General features: G+C 44.8%; 11 protein-coding genes and 4 pseudogenes. 10 read left to right on the top strand and 5 right to left on the bottom strand.

Features of this window, described 5'->3' with window-relative positions; all coding sequences use genetic code 11:
- Positions 1-14 precede the first annotated feature (14 nt).
- The 4 genes and pseudogenes from EPH95_RS02435 (at position 15) to EPH95_RS19390 (ending at position 2,987) form a co-directional block, all read left to right on the top strand.
- Positions 15-380 carry a MerR family transcriptional regulator gene (locus EPH95_RS02435; RefSeq protein WP_142091449.1) on the top strand — a complete coding sequence of 122 codons (366 nt, stop codon included), beginning with the start codon at positions 15-17 and terminating at the stop codon, positions 378-380.
- A gap of 41 nt (positions 381-421) precedes the next feature.
- A pseudogene (gene glnA / locus EPH95_RS02430) lies at positions 422-1,776 on the top strand (type I glutamate--ammonia ligase).
- Positions 1,777-1,981: 205 nt separating this feature from the next.
- On the top strand, positions 1,982-2,536 hold the full coding sequence (locus tag EPH95_RS19395) for a transposase (RefSeq protein WP_142087032.1): 555 nt from the start codon (positions 1,982-1,984) through the stop codon (positions 2,534-2,536).
- The gene (locus EPH95_RS19390) at positions 2,526-2,987 is read left to right on the top strand and encodes a transposase (RefSeq protein WP_142087030.1); all 462 of its coding nucleotides are present in this window, start codon (positions 2,526-2,528) and stop codon (positions 2,985-2,987) included. Before EPH95_RS19395 ends, EPH95_RS19390 begins: the two co-directional genes overlap by 11 nt.
- Before the next feature lie 482 nt (positions 2,988-3,469).
- On the opposite strand, the gene EPH95_RS02410 is transcribed toward EPH95_RS19390, so the two are convergent.
- On the bottom strand, positions 3,470-4,144 hold the full coding sequence (locus tag EPH95_RS02410; RefSeq protein WP_142087028.1) for a YetF domain-containing protein: 675 nt from the start codon (positions 4,142-4,144) through the stop codon (positions 3,470-3,472).
- 290 nt (positions 4,145-4,434) lie between these two features.
- Here EPH95_RS02410 and EPH95_RS19905 point away from each other — a divergent pair.
- A pseudogene (locus tag EPH95_RS19905) lies at positions 4,435-6,181 on the top strand (IS1634 family transposase).
- A gap of 614 nt (positions 6,182-6,795) precedes the next feature.
- On the opposite strand, the pseudogene EPH95_RS02395 reads toward EPH95_RS19905, so the two are convergent.
- Positions 6,796-6,995: pseudogene (locus EPH95_RS02395) on the bottom strand (small, acid-soluble spore protein, alpha/beta type).
- 578 nt (positions 6,996-7,573) lie between these two features.
- Here EPH95_RS02395 and EPH95_RS02390 point away from each other — a divergent pair.
- Both EPH95_RS02390 and EPH95_RS02385 read left to right on the top strand, forming a co-directional pair.
- Complete coding sequence (locus EPH95_RS02390; RefSeq protein WP_142087022.1) at positions 7,574-9,238, top strand: IS1634 family transposase; 1,665 nt, start codon at positions 7,574-7,576, stop codon at positions 9,236-9,238.
- A gap of 89 nt (positions 9,239-9,327) precedes the next feature.
- A pseudogene (locus EPH95_RS02385) lies at positions 9,328-9,699 on the top strand (cupin domain-containing protein); the annotation flags it as partial.
- A gap of 429 nt (positions 9,700-10,128) precedes the next feature.
- On the opposite strand, the gene EPH95_RS02380 reads toward EPH95_RS02385, so the two are convergent.
- The 3 genes from EPH95_RS02380 to EPH95_RS02370 form a co-directional block, all read right to left on the bottom strand.
- A complete protein-coding gene (locus EPH95_RS02380) occupies positions 10,129-10,698 on the bottom strand; it encodes an N-acetylmuramoyl-L-alanine amidase family protein (RefSeq protein WP_160141555.1) in 570 nt (189 codons plus the stop codon).
- 77 nt (positions 10,699-10,775) lie between these two features.
- Complete coding sequence (locus tag EPH95_RS02375) at positions 10,776-12,212, bottom strand: glycoside hydrolase family 10-like protein (protein ID WP_142087016.1); 1,437 nt, start codon at positions 12,210-12,212, stop codon at positions 10,776-10,778.
- A 146-nt stretch (positions 12,213-12,358) separates the two neighbouring features.
- Complete coding sequence (locus EPH95_RS02370; RefSeq protein ID WP_142087014.1) at positions 12,359-13,606, bottom strand: S8 family peptidase; 1,248 nt, start codon at positions 13,604-13,606, stop codon at positions 12,359-12,361.
- A gap of 364 nt (positions 13,607-13,970) precedes the next feature.
- Here EPH95_RS02370 and EPH95_RS02365 point away from each other — a divergent pair, with 364 nt between their 5' ends.
- The 3 genes from EPH95_RS02365 (at position 13,971) to EPH95_RS19155 (ending at position 17,123) form a co-directional block, all read left to right on the top strand.
- Positions 13,971-14,951: a S8 family peptidase gene (locus EPH95_RS02365; protein WP_142087012.1), complete on the top strand. Its 981-nt coding sequence runs from the start codon at positions 13,971-13,973 to the stop codon at positions 14,949-14,951.
- 377 nt (positions 14,952-15,328) lie between these two features.
- Positions 15,329-15,604 carry a DNA primase gene (locus tag EPH95_RS19060; RefSeq protein ID WP_193557002.1) on the top strand — a complete coding sequence of 92 codons (276 nt, stop codon included), beginning with the start codon at positions 15,329-15,331 and terminating at the stop codon, positions 15,602-15,604.
- 229 nt (positions 15,605-15,833) lie between these two features.
- Positions 15,834-17,123: a transposase gene (locus EPH95_RS19155; protein ID WP_227004019.1), complete on the top strand. Its 1,290-nt coding sequence runs from the start codon at positions 15,834-15,836 to the stop codon at positions 17,121-17,123.
- Positions 17,124-17,481 lie beyond the last annotated feature (358 nt).

Genomic DNA, 17,481 nt, shown 5'->3' with positions numbered 1-17,481 from the left:
GCGACCGTTTGCATATGCCTTTGTTCTCTATTCGCATCGTTAATGACTTAACAGATTTAACACCTCGTCAAATCCGCTACTATGAAAGCCATGGATTTGTGACACCGGCGAGGAGCGAAGGCAATCAGCGATTGTTTTCGTTCGCGGATGTCGACCGCTTGCTTGATATTAAACAACTAACCGAGCGCGGCATTAACATGGCAGGGATTAAAGAGGTGTTCCGAGACCGCGCGGAACAAGAGAAAAAAGAACAAAAAACTGAACGAGAAAGAATAGAAACCAAACGTTTGCATGAACAAGTTAGGTGGGAGGCGCTAAATAATGCCAATGCGCATAAAGCGTCGATGATCCAGGGTCAACTTTCCCATTTTTTCCATTAAAAACAGTGAAATAGCGATTGTTTATACAGGAGGGACATAAAATGGCGAATTCGTATACACGCGAAGACATCACAAGCATGGTTGAAGAGGAAAACGTCAAATTTATTCGTTTGCAATTTACCGATTTGCAAGGGATTGTCAAAAATGTGGAGATTCCTACTGATCAACTGGAAAAAGCACTGGACAATCAAATGATGTTCGACGGCTCTTCGATTGAAGGTTTTGTTCGCATTGAAGAATCGGACATGTACTTATATCCGGATTTGGATACGTGGGTCATCTTTCCGTGGACACCGGAAAAAGGGAAGGTTGCCCGGTTGATTTGCGACATATATGAACCTCCTCAAAACCCGGGGGACGAGCCAAAACCCTTTGGAGGAGATCCGCGCAGGGTCCTCAAAAATGTGCTTGAGGAAGCCAAAAGCCTTGGCTACACCGACTTTAACATTGGTCCTGAACCGGAATTTTTCTTGTTTAAAAATGATGAAAAAGGCGATCCGACATTGGAATTGAATGACCAAGGGGCTACTTTGACCTTGCGCCTACCGACTTGGGGGAAAGTTGCCGCCGTGACATCGTCCTTGAACTGGAAGGCATGGGTTTTGAAATTGAGGCCTCTCACCACGAGGTTGCTCCCGGCCAACATGAAATTGACTTTAAATACGCGGATGCCGTCACCACTTGTGATAATATCCAGACATTTAAGCTCGTTGTCAAAACGATTGCCCGTCAGCATGGGTTGCACGCGACGTTTATGCCCAAACCATTATTTGGCGTGAACGGATCGGGAATGCACTGTAACATGTCTCTTTTCAAAGGAGATACTAATGCATTTTACGATGAAAGCACCAATACGCAGTTAAGCAAAACAGCCATGCAGTTCCTTGCCGGCATTTTGGAACACTCGAAAGCTTTCACGGCGCTTACCAATCCGATCGTAAATTCATATAAGCGTCTCGTCCCCGGTTTCGAGGCACCGGTCTATATCGCTTGGTCCCACCGGAACCGCAGCCCGCTCGTGCGTATCCCGTCCTCGCGAAAAGCGAGCACGAGAATCGAAGTGCGCAGCCCAGATCCTGCGGCAAACCCATATCTCGCGATGGCCTCCATGCTCGCGGCCGGCCTCGATGGCGTGAAACGGGAATTGCAGGCACCTGAAGAAACCAATCGCAATATTTATGTGATGAGCGAGCAAGAACGTGAAGAAGAAAATATAAACGCCTTGCCGCCGAGCTTAAAAGAAGCGATCGATGAACTTAAACAGGATCAAATCCTGCTTGATACACTCGGTGAACACGCGGTGGAACACTTCATCGAAGCGAAAGAAATCGAATGGGACATGTTCCGAACGACAGTGCACCCGTGGGAACGGGAGCAGTACATGCAGACTTATTAAGAGCGTGAACCCTTGGTACAACTGATGCCGAGGGTTTTTATCCGTGATTTTATTGACATAACAGTGACTTTATGTAATCAAACATTACGAAGTAAAAACTAAAATTTACGAATTTTTGTTTATCCAGAATATTTACGCTAGTTGTATGATAGTGCCCCAGTTCTTCAGCAAGAATACAAGCCTTTTCAGACCTGGTTGATATATTTTGGTTAATAAAAAACCATATCAACGAATGTCGGTGATAGCCAAGCAATCACTGATATTTGCAACGGCCGACCGCACCTTCAAATCGGTAGGAGAAGCCTTTGATCGCAGTGGTCAACATATTGGTGTCCATGCACGCGCATGTCATGGAGAGCATCCAGCTATTTCGGATCGATCCACCCCCGCACTCATCGGCCTTGATGAAATCAGTTTGGCCAAAGGAAAAGGCAAGTATCGGTTGGTCATGTACGATCTCTCGGTACCATGGCGGCCCCAGTTATTCGAGTTACATGAAAGTCGTCGCAAAGAAGCTGTCATGGATCTTTTCAACCAATTGTCTCAACCTGAACAAGTGATTGCGGTTGCGATCGATATGTGGAGGCCTTATCAGACAGCGATTAAGGCCGCCCTCCCTCAAGCGATCGTGGTCATTGATGCCTTCCATGTCATCCAAGCTTCGACGCATGCCTTGGACGATGTGCGAAAAAGCGTCCAACATGTTTTGACCAAAGAAGAACGGGTGGCATTAAAAAGAAGACAAAGACTTGTTTGCTGAACGAACGGAAGAATTAACCCCGGAACAACAAGAACGTCTGAAGCATTGGGAGACAACATCACCGACGTTAGCTCAAGCCATGCGCCTGCATCAAAAACTTCGCCAATTGTATCAATGCAATGATCTGGAAGAAGCATTGGATCATTTAGTGGCGTGGGAAAAAGAGGTCATCGCCTCTTCCCTGGAGCCGTTCGATGATCTTCTCAAGACTATTTGGAATTGGTTGCCGGAAATTCTCCATCGGTTTCACTATCGTATATCCAACGCCAAAACCGAAGTGAAGAACAACCAACTCCGCACGATGAATCAACAAGGGTTTGGCTATTCGTTATTCTCTCTTCAAGCTCGGATGCAGGTGAAGGAAGAAAAAGAGGCGATCCTTAAATGGAGAAAATATCAAGCTCGATGTGAACAAAGAATCCATCAAGAAGAATACCCACCGGAAGCCTAAGGATTATCGACAAAATTTGCTCTATAAAGCAAGGTGCGGGACTTCATTGTCGAATATTGTCATCCATCCCGTGATTTGTGATAGAACCACATTTTTTAGCTGGTCGGCTCATCTAGTGAAGTAAGTATTTGCAACAGCCGAATAAGCAGAAGTATCTCCAAAGTGATTCACCGAATCGAAGGTGGCCCAGGGGAGTAACGGATAACACTTATTATTAGGTTTTGATTATATTAGAGGTTTCTAGAAAAGAAATGGGAGGACACGTTTTACGAAAAAGGTATTTTCAGGTGTAGAAATTTTGTGATCATCAAGTTTTTAAAAGCTGTTTAATTTTTAAGTCGTTTAATGTAGGATGTAACAAGCTTATTTAACTATAAAGCAATACGAAAAGGTCAATATCTAGAAAAAAGAAGCACTGAATTTCCAAAAACAGGAGTTTTACCGAATTTTGTATCACTTGATCATATTTTTGCTAAAAATTTCTACATTTTTTCAAGGTGTACACCTTCATCTTCTTTCCATTCAAGATAGAATACATCTTTGTAATGATTGATATTGTGTTCATGAAGGTGATTTAGCAGCCACTCTTTATTGTGCCCGGACTTGGTTAGATTCTCCCAGTCGACTTTTCCATCATTTATTAATGTCACAGGCAGATATGCAGGTTTTAAAGGCAAATTCATATCTGAAATCGTAGGCGATTCATATTTTGCTTTTTTCAGGACGCTCATTGTACCATCTGCTTCAAGAATCGCATAGGCCACTTCTCGTACGGAAAATACCTTTTCTTTACGTAGTGATTGTAGCATTTGATTCATATCGATTTTATTCTTTTTCATTTCTCCTCTATCAATTTGACCATTGTGAATAAGAATTGAAGGCTTTCCTTCAAGAATTCCCCGTGTGCTGCGAAATTTTTGAGTGCACCATTCCAGTAAGAAGATCAATATACCCCATATAGCAATGGCAAAAAGGATCCAGCCAATATTCGCTTCGTCCTCATAAATTGCATTCCCAATAAGATCACCGAGAATAAGTGCCGAAATAAAGTCAATAGGCGTGAGTTGGGAAAAAGTCGATTTCCCCAAAACTTTCAACAAAACGAGTAATGCAATAAAACCTACTGAGAGCTCTATTGCTGTTGACAGGAAGTTCATTTTCGTTTTCTCTTCTTTACATCAATTCTTCTTTTAGGTTGACCCAAATAGGGTGCGTCCTGCATAATTTCCATGGTGTTTTCCTCCAAAAAACGGATGTACACAAATCCTTTCTCAAACGTTAAAAACATATTCAAGTTTTTTATTGGTGAGGGATGGAACCTCATTCTTCTTAACGTATACATCCACCCCACATTTCGCGCCCGTTTGAGTATGTTTCTTAATTTTTGGCAGGAATTTGCCTTACCTGTATCAAAGGTTCAGGAAAGACAACCCATGAGGTGATTCCTTTGAGCCTATCACCAGAAGATCTTCCCGACATTCAACCCGTTCGTATCGGATCAACGCCAGTGATCCGCCAGCTGATGGATAAAATGGGATTAATTGAGGCCATCGACAAGCTATCTCCTGTCAAAGAGAAAGACTGTAACGTCTCCGTAGGGACAAGAGTAGCTGCTATGATCATCAATCAGTTATCCCATCGTAAAGCCCTTTATCGCGTCCAAGAATTTTATCAAGAGCAAGATGTCGAGTTACTCTTTGGTCCCGGAACGAAAGCGAATGATTTCAATGACGATGCGCTCGGCCGTGCGTTAGACGCCCTTCATGAGGCGGGCATTGAGAAGGTCTGTAAGAGAGCCATTCAGGCCGTTCAAGCTCCGATCGACCTCACGTGGAAAGGGCTCCATTTTGATACCACATCCTTTGTGTACACGGGCCAACCCAAGAATCACCCGGACGAGGAGGACATCTTGAAAATTGTACGCGGCTATTCCAAAGACCACCGGCCTGATCTGCCCCAATTCAAGTTTGGGTTGGGAACGACGCCGGAAGGCATCCCTGTTTATGGCGATATTTTAGACGGTAACCAGGATGATAAAACGTGGAACAAGCATGTCTTGCATGCGCTCACCGATTGGTATGATCCGGAACAACTGGAACAGGCGATTTTTATTTCGGATAGTGCCCTGGTCACCCAAGATAATCTGGAGGCCACCACGGGCCAAAAGGATCAGGCCGATTTTCAGTTTTTGTCCCGATTGCCGGAGAATTTCAATCTCGCCAAAACCTTGAAGGCAGAGGCCTTAGAGCAGGATTTGGATCAGTGGGAGGAGATCGGTGCCCTCGTGGACCGTAAAGGCGCTGCTTCTTACCGCATCTATCCCACCAAAGCTGACCTTAACGGGAAAACCTACCGGTTTCTGGTGATCCAATCCGACCATATGGATGCCCGAAAAGAAAAAACCATCCAAAGCAACTTGGAAAAGGAACAGAGACGTTGGCACAAGGAACAAGCCGAGCTGGAAAGGCAGGACTTCTCCTGCGAGGCCGACGCGGAAGAGGCGCTGGGCGGCATTTCTCAAGAAACACCAAAAAGGCTACCATACATTTGAAGGCACGACGGTCTGTGTAGAGCTGCCAGGCAAACGCCAAAAGCGGGGCCGTCCCAAAAAAGGGGAGGCGCCACCGCCGCCGATCACGGTTTATCGTGTCCGATTAACGCTTCATCCCCCTTCGGACGAACAGCTCGAGGCGATTCGAAAGCAAGCCTCTATCTTTATTCTCGTGACCAGTGTCGCCAAAGATGATCAAGCAGACGTGGAGCTGTTAAAGGCCTATAAAGGGCAACAGACGGTGGAAAATCGCTTTCGTTTCCTCAAAAATCCCTTTTTTGTCGGCAGGGTCTATCTGGCAAAACCTAAACGCGTGGAAGCTTTTGCATGTGTGATGATGATCAGTGTCATGGTGTACAGCCTCTTTGAATACCTGATTCGCAAAAACATGGAAGGGGCCTCCGAACCCCTGAACCAACTTGGCGGAGGAGGACGCAGAAGCTTTCGCCCCACGGGTGAATCTGTTTTGGAACTTTTGGACACCGTCGACATCCTTCATATGGAGATTGACGGACATCTTCGGCGGTTCTTCCCGAAGCATTATGAGCCGCAATTACCCCGTATTCTCGATTTGTTGGAAATGGATGCCTCCATTTTCACAGAACCAAGGAGCTCGATGGCTGTCGAGAGCCGTCACCAGTAACCTTGAGACGGTCATTCGTTTGCCTTGCTAATGTCGAAGGAACGGGAATAAGCGCGCATTTTGTTGCATTGGCTGATGAATCAGCTACAATCAGACAAGCATAACGCGTTGGACATCAGGAATGATTAGTGTGCATGGTCGCTAGCGCGAAATCTGGGATCCACGATTACATTTTGTTGCCTTTAGAACAGCCATTAACTAGGCGCGTCTTGTTGCTGATTTCTCTGGAAAATCGTTAAAAGTTGTCCTGTGACCACTGTATGAAATAGTTAGATGTACAAACTATATAAAGTGAACGATATCGTATTTTGCGTTCGGGTGACTTCGTTTAAATTATTCTCCTATTCCTTCTAACTCGGTTCATCATTCTGTTTGGGCATTCCGCCTTTTCGCAAATTACTCCCCATGATTTAGATAGTAAAAATAACTAGCAAAAACAGGAACAAAAATGGAATAGCAGTTTTCTCTTGTAAGCAGGGAATACTAATTATGTCTGTAAAGGGAGTTGGCTTCAATATGAATAGAATTAATCTCATTACCTTAGGCGTTACAAATACTATAATAAGCTCCCGCAGATGAAAAGACAGCTTTTGGCTGCCTTTTCTTTTAGGCAATTATTGTGGATAACCATTCATTTGTTGCTCTGCCATTTGAACGAGACGCTTTGTTTTTCGCCTCCAACAGAACCGTTTGAGCGTGATGTGGCTTCCCCATCTAACTGTACGCCAAACTCTTGGGCGATTTCCATTTTCATTTGATTAAGAGCTTGATCCCCACCGGGCACAACAAGTTGATTTGAGTTATTGTTTGCCATAAGATATCACCACCCTTTCACTATCCATATTTTGATTAAAAATAGAACTGTATCCTTATTTCCATTTGGTAATTCCATCCAATTTAGCTTTCCCAGAGACTTTTGATAGGGAGAATCAGCGCCTGTCTATTGGAAAAGGCCATTTTCTGGAACATTTTTACCGAAATAAGATATCGAACTCTCCCCAAGATCATTGCATAGGCTAATTTAAAATGATGAAGGGAATGAGTACGTTGTATTATATACCAATCCCCATCATATACCCCTATGCTTACGGCATGTATTCACCAATCCATCATCATTCAGCCGATATACCCAGACATTCGTATGGAAAAAATCAACAAAAAGATCATGGTTCAAGACCGTTTGTCGTCAACATCGAAGAAGCTGCCAAACCTCGGCTTCGACAGTCATGGGCACACTATGTGCTCTTTTTTTATGCATAACCCCTGATGTATCAAACATTTATCCACAGTGGACAGAGTAAAAAGGCAATTATTCATAGGGAATTATTCATAGGCACACATTTGTGGATAAATATCCTTTACATACAGGGTTTTTATTGCTATTATACGGGCATGTACTTACGAAAAGTGAAACGCAAAAACAAAGATGGTAGCCAAGTTACGTACCTCCAACTGGCGCAGAATGAATGGGATCCGAAGGCCAAATATGCGAAAGCAAGGGTGATTTACTCGTTGGGGCGGACCGATCAAGTGGACGCCGCCTCCCTGGAACGTCTGGCCAAAAGCATCACCCGATTCCTTTCGCCGGAAGAAGCGTTAAAAGCCCAGGAAAATATCGGTGATGCCATCGATTTTCGGTTTGAATCCAGCAAACGCCTGGGAGGGGCCTGGCTACTGCACCAGTTATGGCGGAAGCTGGAACTGGATGACATTTTCAAAGATCTCCTTCGTCATCGGCATCATGATACGGATATCGAACGCCTCCTTTTTGCCATGGTAGCGAATCGAGCCTTGTCTCCTTCCAGCAAGTTGGCCATGGAAGATTGGGTGCGCCATGACGTTGCGATTCCGGCTCTTGAGGAGGTTTCCTCCCAGCAGCTTTATCGAACGATGGATGTGTTGCTAGAGGTCAGAGATGCCTTGGAAAAACAGGTGTATTTTTCGGTGGCCAACCTCTTAAACCTAGAAGTCGACCTGATTTATTTTGACACCACTTCCTCGTACTTCGAGGTAGAGCCCCATGAAGCCCCGGAAGGGGAAAACTTCCGTCAGCTCGGATATTCCAAAGATCATCGGCCAGATTTGCTTCAAACCGTGATTGGTTTGGCAGTTACCCGTGAAGGCATCCCCATCCGTTGCTGGGCCTGGCCGGGCAACACCTCGGACATGAGTGTCGTCGAGGAAGTCAAGAATGATCTTGTTGGCTGGAAATTAGGTCGTGTGATCAGTGTTGTCGACCGAGGCTTCTCATCCGAAGATAACCTCCGTTATCTGCAACGTGCCGGTGGGCATTATATCGCCGGAGAGCGCATGCGCGCCGGTAAACCGGAGACAGAAGAAGCATTGGCTCGCAAAGGACGCTATCACACCATCCGCGATAACCTGAAAGCAAAAGAAATCATTGTCGGCGACGGAGAAGCTCGCAAACGATTCGTGCTCGTGTCTAACCCCAAGGAAGCCGACAAAGCGCGCAAACAGCGAGCGTCGATCGTGGAGACACTTACCAAAAAGCTCGAGGAGTTGGGCGATCTCTCGGGTAAGCAACACACGAAAGCTGTCTGTGATCTACGCAGCCATAAGGTCTATGGCCGTTACCTGCGACAGCTGAAAAATGGTCAACTAAAACGAAACAAGCAAGCCATTCGTGACGCCGCGCGTTATGACGGCAAATACCTTATTCGGACATCGGACGATACGTTGTCGGTTGAAGATGTGGCCTTGGGATATAAGCAGTTGATTGAAGTCGAAACTTCCTTTCGTGACCTGAAATCCAGCCTAAACCTGCGTCCCATGCACCATCGGTTAGAGGAACGGATTCAGTCTCATATCCTGGTCAACTGGCTAGCGTTATTATTGATTCGAGTCGCAGAAGTCCAAACGAAACAAACGTGGCGAACGATCAGAAAGACGATGAATCAGATGCATCTTGGCCATTATTCTTCCGAAAAAGGAGACTTTCAGCAGCGCACAGAAATCACCCATGAACAGCGCCAAATCCTTAGCACATTGGGCCTTGAAGCACCTCCCAAGGTCTTCGATATACAGGCTAAAACCTAGTTACACGCCACGTATGTCCAAAAATCCTGCAAACCGGCATTCCTGTGCCCATTTGCGGGATTTTGTTTGCCTAGCGACTGTCGAATCCGAGCAAACAAAATCATACCTTTCGTACCGCTATATGGACGGGGGATCATTTGCAAGTGACGTTGATGAGTATCGATGTTGGTGATGACATCGGTTTGGAAGCGCATCCTTACACTGATCAATTTTTACGTATTGAATCAGGCCAGGGTTTTGTACAAATGGGGGGTCATGAAGATCAATTGGATTTTGAAAGAAGGGTGTATGCTGATTATGCCATTATGGTACCTGCCGGTAAATGGCACAACCTAACCAATACAGGGAATCGGCCACTTAAACTTTATACGATCTATGCGCCACCCGATCATCCATATGGTACTGTGCATGAAACGAAAGAAATTGCAATGGCTGCTGAAGAACATCATCATTACGAATAAAATTAGTTTTACCATACACAAATCGAGGTGGAGGATCTTCGGCAATCGGAGCGAGCTAATTGAACAAGAGCGCCCTTCTGAATGGAACTAGCCCATCATCTAAATTATTAAGAAAGCAGGTATTGCGATGAATAGAAAAGTAGGCAAATTGAGTGGAAACTGTTATGTGCGATGATTTCATAAGATATCAAGTGCTTTATATGTTTTACCAGACAATTATATGAAGTGTTTAAATGTATATGATTCCATCCTGTACCTAAACGCTTAAATGTATGATTGATGCTTGTGAAATAATCTATCTTAGTTAGTGTCCATTTTTAGTGTAATCCAACGGATCGAGTTTCAGACCACCCGTTCAAAGGGTGGTCAGTCATTCTTTAACATGGATCTTTGTTTACGCAAATGATTGATCAATTTTAATCATGAAAGTTATTGGCTTATGCGTGATAACCCCAAAAAGGTAGCTACAGCCTCAGCATGTTCAGCTGCTACCGCTGAGATAAACGCTGGATCTAGTAATAAATCAGTGTCCGTAGCGTTATCAATGAACAAGTTTTCGGTTAAAATCGCATTGGCTTGAGCCTCCCTAAGCACATGAAAATTAGCTAATTTCTGACCACGGTCAGGGATCGAAGCATCGAATGTTTGCATTTCTTCGAAAACATCCGGATGCATAATCCTTTGCAGTTCCCTTGCCCATGTTGGATTGCTGTCATGAATAAACGTTTCAAACCCTCGTGTACTGCTATCAAATGAATTGACATGGATGGATACAAACACGTCTGCACCCCAATTATTGGCGTCGTTTGTACGGTCCTCAAGGGAAACATCCGTGTCGTCCGTTCGTGACATTCGACGGTACATGCCTTCAAAGTTTTCACGCAGATAAACACTCATATGAAGACCAATATCAAGTACAATATCCTTTTCAGCTATGCCGTTCCCCGTTGCACCAGTGTCACTGCCACCATGACCCGGGTCAATATAAATTCTTTGCATCAAGAACATCTCCTTTATTTCACAAATGAATAAAAATCCTATTTTCTTTCAGTTTTTAGCCATCATCATGCCATTCTTTATACGTCCATGATTCGTGTCATGGTGTTCGCTTGAATCGTCAGGGGTTTTTGGATGGTTGTCCCCTCGATTTCAAGGATATAGTCACCGGCTGGGAGGTTACACAAAACAACAAGGTGATTGCCATCAATGGTCGCTGTATAAGATTGCAAAGAGGATGAAGTAATGGTAACAGTTCTCCCGCTCAATGTTGTTTCGTTTCCTGTCCATTTCCCCAGTAAATGGCCCCGGTCTTCTGATTTCCAAGTAGGAACAGGGGGAGAGACTTTATTGGGAAACGGCGGGTCATCATTATTTAAGTCTGTTGGATAGGACAGGGATTGAATCATCTCTTTTTGTGATGTTGAATCTTCATCATTATTCCAAGCATTATAAGCGTAAAGCCCAACGCCTTCCGTCCGTTCACCTGTGGTGTTAGATGGGCTGATGGCTCGCTTCACTTGGGCAATACTATCTGAAACAGTGTTCAAATATAAGCCTGGCCCCGTCACAATGCCCCTATTGCGATCGATATCTTTTTGCCACTCTGCCCATTCGGTAAATCGCTCGGAGCGTTCAGGCTCGGAGTCATAATTCATGACAAACACGTAATCAAGGTAGCCGTCCTGAATCCATAATTTCCAGTTTTGATGCGCACGTTGTACAGGGTCCAGGGCCCAAAAATCATGTTCGGATGGATCATCCAAGCCCCATGAAAGGACGGAAGCACTGAAGATTTTTGCGGGGTCGACATCCATGAGCTCCGTATAAACACGTTGTACAAGGTGACTTACTTGCTCGACTTTCCAGGTGAGCCATTCCTCGTCATCGGGCTCCGGACGATCATCACGGTTTTTTTCCTCTTGAAAAAGCGTTAGAGCTGTTGGATTATACCCATACCATCCCGGCGGATCATCAGGATCGTTTTCGGGATAACGGATATAATCAAGGTGTACACCATCAACATCATAGTTGCCGGCAATATCTTTGACGATATCCACAACGTGCGTTTGAACATCTGGATGGCCAACGTCGAGATACAGCTCTTCCTCGTTATAATCGCCATTATAATCATGTGTCACCCACGTATCCTGATCCGGCGCACCCGGACCATGATCATGATAGATATGATCGGGGTGTTCCGGTGGACCACCGTAAACGTTGTCCCATAAAGGCGAGACGACAACCCAAGCATGAACTTCAAGATCTGTATCTCGAGCTTGCTCGACCAAATAACCGAGAGGATCGAAACCCGAGGGGATATCCGGATCTTCGGTAAAAGGCAACACATCGCTTGTATAATAAGCATCGTGTCTACGACTCACTTGAGCCAGGATCGCATTCATATTGGCTTCATCTGCATCAACAAGAAGCTGATCAATATCTTCCGGTGTTTTTAATCCCGGTTCAAAGGCTTGTACCCAAAAAGCACGATAAAAACCATCCGTTTGCTTCATGCTTATCTCCTCTCTTTCCTAAAATTTACGTTTGCAAAGTTTGGGGCTGTCACCAAAAAATACCGGTCACAGCCTTTATAAATGGAGTAGCCTGGACCGTTACGCTTCGCCGGAGGGAGCTTCATCATTGGAACTTTCCATAGCATCTATTGATCCTTCTCTTGAATGTTAGCCTCAAGGCCTAAATCTTCTGCCCCCTCGCGTAATTGTTTCTTCAATTCATCTGGCTCTAACTCAGGATTTTTTTCTAACAATTGAGCACAAACCCCTGCACAAATCGGAGTAGCCATGGACGTCCCTGACATCGCGATATAGGTGTCGTCCAATTGGTCATCCTTGGACATTTGATCAAGGAATGCATCAGGAGCACGAAGAGAAACAATATCTACCCCTGGGGCGAGCATATCAGGTTTCGTGTGGCCATCAATGGTTGGTCCACGGCTCGAGAATTCCGCCACATCATCATCGGAGCGATCAGGCGTACCTTGTTCATCCAAAGCCCCTACAGTAATGATTTTTTGGCTGATCCCTGGTGAAGCAATGGTCTCTTCACTTGGTCCTTCATTCCCTGCAGCGGCACATACAACCATTCCCGCGTCCCAAGCTTGATTGACTGTTTGCACGAGCGGATCGTCATCTTCAGGATCCATGGCCGGGCTCCCTAACGATAAAGATAAAATTTGAATGTCGTATGCCTCTTGGTTTTCCATGCACCAATCAACGCCAGCTATTATATTGGATAAGGAACCGGCCCCCATCATGTCCAGCACCTTCACCCCTACAATATTTGCATTCGGTGCAGGTCCGGCATATTCGCCATCTGATTGCTGCCCGTTCCCGGCCACATCGCCGGCACAATGGGTCCCGTGGCCATTATCATCATAAGGTTCTTCTTGGTCATCAATAAAATCCTTAAATGCGATAATTCGCTCTTCAGGTTCCATGAGATCCGGGCTTGGATGGACACCGGTATCAAGAACAGCAACCGTCACCCCTTCACCTGTGGCGTCTTCTTCTTGGAGCTCAATGGCTCGAGTAGTTTCGGTGGCCGTGTCTAGTAAAACACTAAATTCGCGATCGAGATAAATTTTTTTGACATCTCCGCAGTTTGCACAAAGATCTTCAAGGGCTGTAGCTGTTAGATTTCCGCCTTGTAACGAAAAACGCGGCAACGATTGGTTCATTTTACAATGTGCATAGTTGTTTACGATGCTTTTCAAATGGTTAACACCATTGTTGAAGCAGGAAGTCCCCGGTTGAAATTGAACCATAACAGGGAAAATTCCGGAGGATAATGCATGGGATTGAGGCTTTCTTGCTCCGACTAGTTCCTGCCTTAAATGGCTATCGATCAAAGACAAACGCGCGACATTCCTAGTAGAATAACTGAACATATATTTTTTCCTCCTTTTGCCAGTTTCAATCGCACGTTATGCTTGATCATTCACTGTTGGAGCGGTATTTGTTTACATCCTCGGATAAATAGGTTTAAAAAAAGTCGCATGACTAGGAATCAACTAACATGTGAACTTCCCCCTCTTGAAACCCACAGATGATCTCTTATTTCACCATCCTTTCCTAATCTCACTGCAGGATCCAATTGGATTCACTTACCATTTTTAGGTATCTATCATCACTAGATCATCAAAGAAATTGGTTTATTTTTACTATTTTCTTATATTTTTCAATTTTGGCGTTTTTATTGGAACCAAAATGGGAATATATTCCATAACTCAATTTACGAGGGAGGCGTTAATAATGAAAAAAGCCCGGCTCATTCCATTTAAACGTGAAAAAGTTGTGACTACGTCATCCGAAGTTCCGAAAGGGATTGAAATGGTAGAGGCTCCGATGTTGTGGGAAGCTGAAGAAAAAGGGGCAGGACAGGTCATAGCGGTCATTGACACGGGTTGTCAGATGGATCACCCTGATTTGCAAGAAAGAATTATTGGGGGAAGAAACTTTACGGCCGATTACCATGGAGATGAAGCTAATTATTCGGATAATAACGGACATGGGACACATGTAGCCGGGACGGTGGCTGCTTCAAAGACCGGAAATGGCGTTTTAGGTGTTGCGCCTCAAGCAGATCTGTTTATTTTAAAAGCTTTAAGCGGGGATGGCAGCGGGCAGATGGAATGGATCATTGAAGCTGTTCGTTACGCGGTCGATTGGAGAGGGCCAAATGAAGAAAGCATTCGTGTCATAACGATGTCGCTCGGAAGCCCTGAAGATATTGAACAACTTCATGACGTCATACAATATGCGGTTGAGCAGGAGGTTTCTGTTGTCTGCGCAGCAGGAAATGAAGGGGATGGCGAGGAGAGCACAGATGAGTTTGCATACCCCGCTGCTTATAACGAAACGATTTCCGTAGGAGCCGTAAACGTTGATTTGGAAACCACTACATTTACGAATACGAATGATGAGGTTGACCTCGTTGCCCCTGGTGTAAACATTTTATCTACGTATAACAATGGCGAGTATGCCGAATTAACAGGAACCTCCATGTCTACACCCCATGTCGCGGGAGGGATCGCTATGCTGATCAACATAGCTGAACGGGATTTTGAACGTTCCCTCTCAGAAGCTGAAATCTATGCGCAGTTAATTCGGCGGACAGCCCCCATTGGTCATTCGAATCAAGCGGAAGGCAATGGCTTTTTAACCCTTGGGTTGGTAGAAAGAAGCACGGAATGGTTGACTGAGCAAGGCAGAGAATATCCTATTAGGCGTTAGAAAAAGCATAGTCAGCACACAAACCAGGAGATTTAATATGAAAAGCTTGGCGTGTCACTTTAAGTGATGCGCCTTTATTAATTATTATCTGTATTAGCTAGTATGATAGGTAATCATTCTTATTCGAGAAATGATTATGAGGGAGGTGTTTGTCACAATGGATCACATCCACTCATTGTTCAGATAACAATGTCAAACGTTGTTTAAGGAGATTATCAGTTATTACAAGCCATTAACAGTTTTATTTCAAAATTATGGAAGAAAATCAAAAATTCCACATCCCATATACGGATTGTCTATGCGTTGATATGATGAGGGCAGTTCAGCAAGAACCACCAATCATAGCTAACTTTAATTAATTATGGGGGAATGTAACCATGAACAAAAAACTACTTTATGGCGCTCTTTCGGGCATCCTTTCCGTTGGTATGCTAGCAGCATGTGGCGATATGGAAGAAGATGCTCCCGAAGATGGAGGCGGCATGGAAGAAGACGGTCTAGAAGAAGACCCCGGAGCTGAAGAAGAAGGCGGTCTGGAAGAAGACCCTGGAGCTGAAGAAGAAGACGGTCTAGAAGAAGACCCTGGAGCTGAAGAAGAAGGTGGACTAGAAGAAGATTCCGGAGCTGAAGATGAGGGAATGGGAGACTTTTAAATGGAACCTTAATGGTCGCCCCAATGATTGAACAATGTTACTCCTCTGAGCCAGTAATCTCGGTTCTAAATAAAAAAATGCGCCATCAAATCAGGTGTAACAAGGGATTGGCGAAAACAACGTAAAATAGCAAAAATCGCATTTTGATTGGAGAAAATGGGGAACAAAGGAAGGGAATCAGCGAAAAATGAAGAAACACCTCCTAAGGACAAAAAAGGAGGTGTTAACGGTGGGTAGACCTACTTTGCAAAAACTACTCACCTATGTGTCTAAGGTATATGGAATCGGCGAAAAAATCAAGAGGGCAAAGGACGGAAGAAAAGATCCGGACATTCTAGCATCGACGATATGCTCTATCCTTATGCTGGGTTGTCTGTGGCGCATGCCGAGCTTGAATGTGTTGGACCAATGGGTGAAATTTGGGCGATTCAAAAAGCTTTTCCCTGGCGTTCGTTTGCCCCGTGTTGATGCCGTGCGTGAGTCTTTAAGTCAGTATGATTTGGAGCCTTTACAGGCGATGCATGACGATACGATTCGCAAGGCAAAGCGAAACAAAGTTTTCCAACAGGGAACGATGAAGGGACGAGTGGTCGTTGCTCTGGATGGATTTGAACTGTTTGAAAGCAAGGTGAAAGAATGTGACGCATGCTTAACCCGTGTCATTGATGGCGAAACCCATTATTACCATCAAGGCGTCGCTTGCATGACGATCGGCTCTGATCCTCACGTGATCCTTGGAATCGACCACTTACATCCCAGGGATGAGAAAGATGACGATGAGGGCGAACTCACAGGCGGGAAACGACTCATCCGAAACCTTTATGAGCAACATCATCATTTTGCCGATGTGATCGTGGGTGATGCCCTGTATGCCAATGCCCCTTTTATCAATGACGTACGCGCCATTGGCATGGATGCGATCGTTCGCGTCAAAAACAAACGTTTGAATCTCGTCAAAGATGCGCTGGGGCTTTTTCAAAAGCGTGACTCTGACGCTCAATGGACCCACGAGGACCCGGAGCCAAAGGGCAAGCAAACGAAGAGAAAACAAAAGCATATCCATGTCGAAGCATGGGATGAAGAAGGATTTGAAATGGGAGGCGTTCCCGGGCCCGTCCGCTTTCTGAGATTCCGCGAGACGATCACGCAAAACATGTATCAAGGCAAGACCGTCGAACGCGTCGAGACCATCAAAGAGGTTTGGGTGGTGACCACGCTCGGTAAACATGTGCCGACCAAAGACGTTTGGGAAATGATTCACGAAAGATGGGATATTGAAAATAACGGCTTTCGGGAACTCAAAACCAAGTGGCATATACACCACTGCTTTATGCACCATCCACGCGCCATCGAAGCCATGGTCATGTTCATCATGATCGCGTTTAACTTATTTCAACTCTATACTTTCCGCAGGGTGAAAGATTTTTGGAACAAGGGGATGACCCTGTCTTTTCTTATCGAAGAGTTCAGAATCGATGCGGTCAGGGAGGATGTTCCCCTTTATGCGCTGTTAGAATAAACGCGTTGTCCACCGTTCGTTTGTCTGAATGTATCAGAGAATAGCAAAGGATGGCGAAATTTGACCATCCAACAGCTCTTTATGGGCAAATAGACATACCTATTCCACAGAAATGTAGAACGATGCCGCATATTCTTTGTTCACACCGGCGCTTTTAAAATTGGAAATTGGAACCGAGATTTTTGCCTCTGAGCGTTGTTTATTGACAAAAATAATTCCATGAGGGGCTTTAAAAGGATTTAGGTTTTTCCAATTTATGATCTGTGAGAAGGAATAAATGGTCAGTAATCATACTGTTGGCTGATCCTATCCTATATACCTAAGATTATTCCTCAGGATAAAACTCAATATTTACAGA

The organism is Salicibibacter halophilus (assembly GCF_006740705.1).
GTDB lineage: Bacteria > Bacillota > Bacilli > Bacillales > Marinococcaceae > Salicibibacter > Salicibibacter halophilus.
This window is presented reverse-complemented; position numbering and strand designations above follow the sequence as displayed.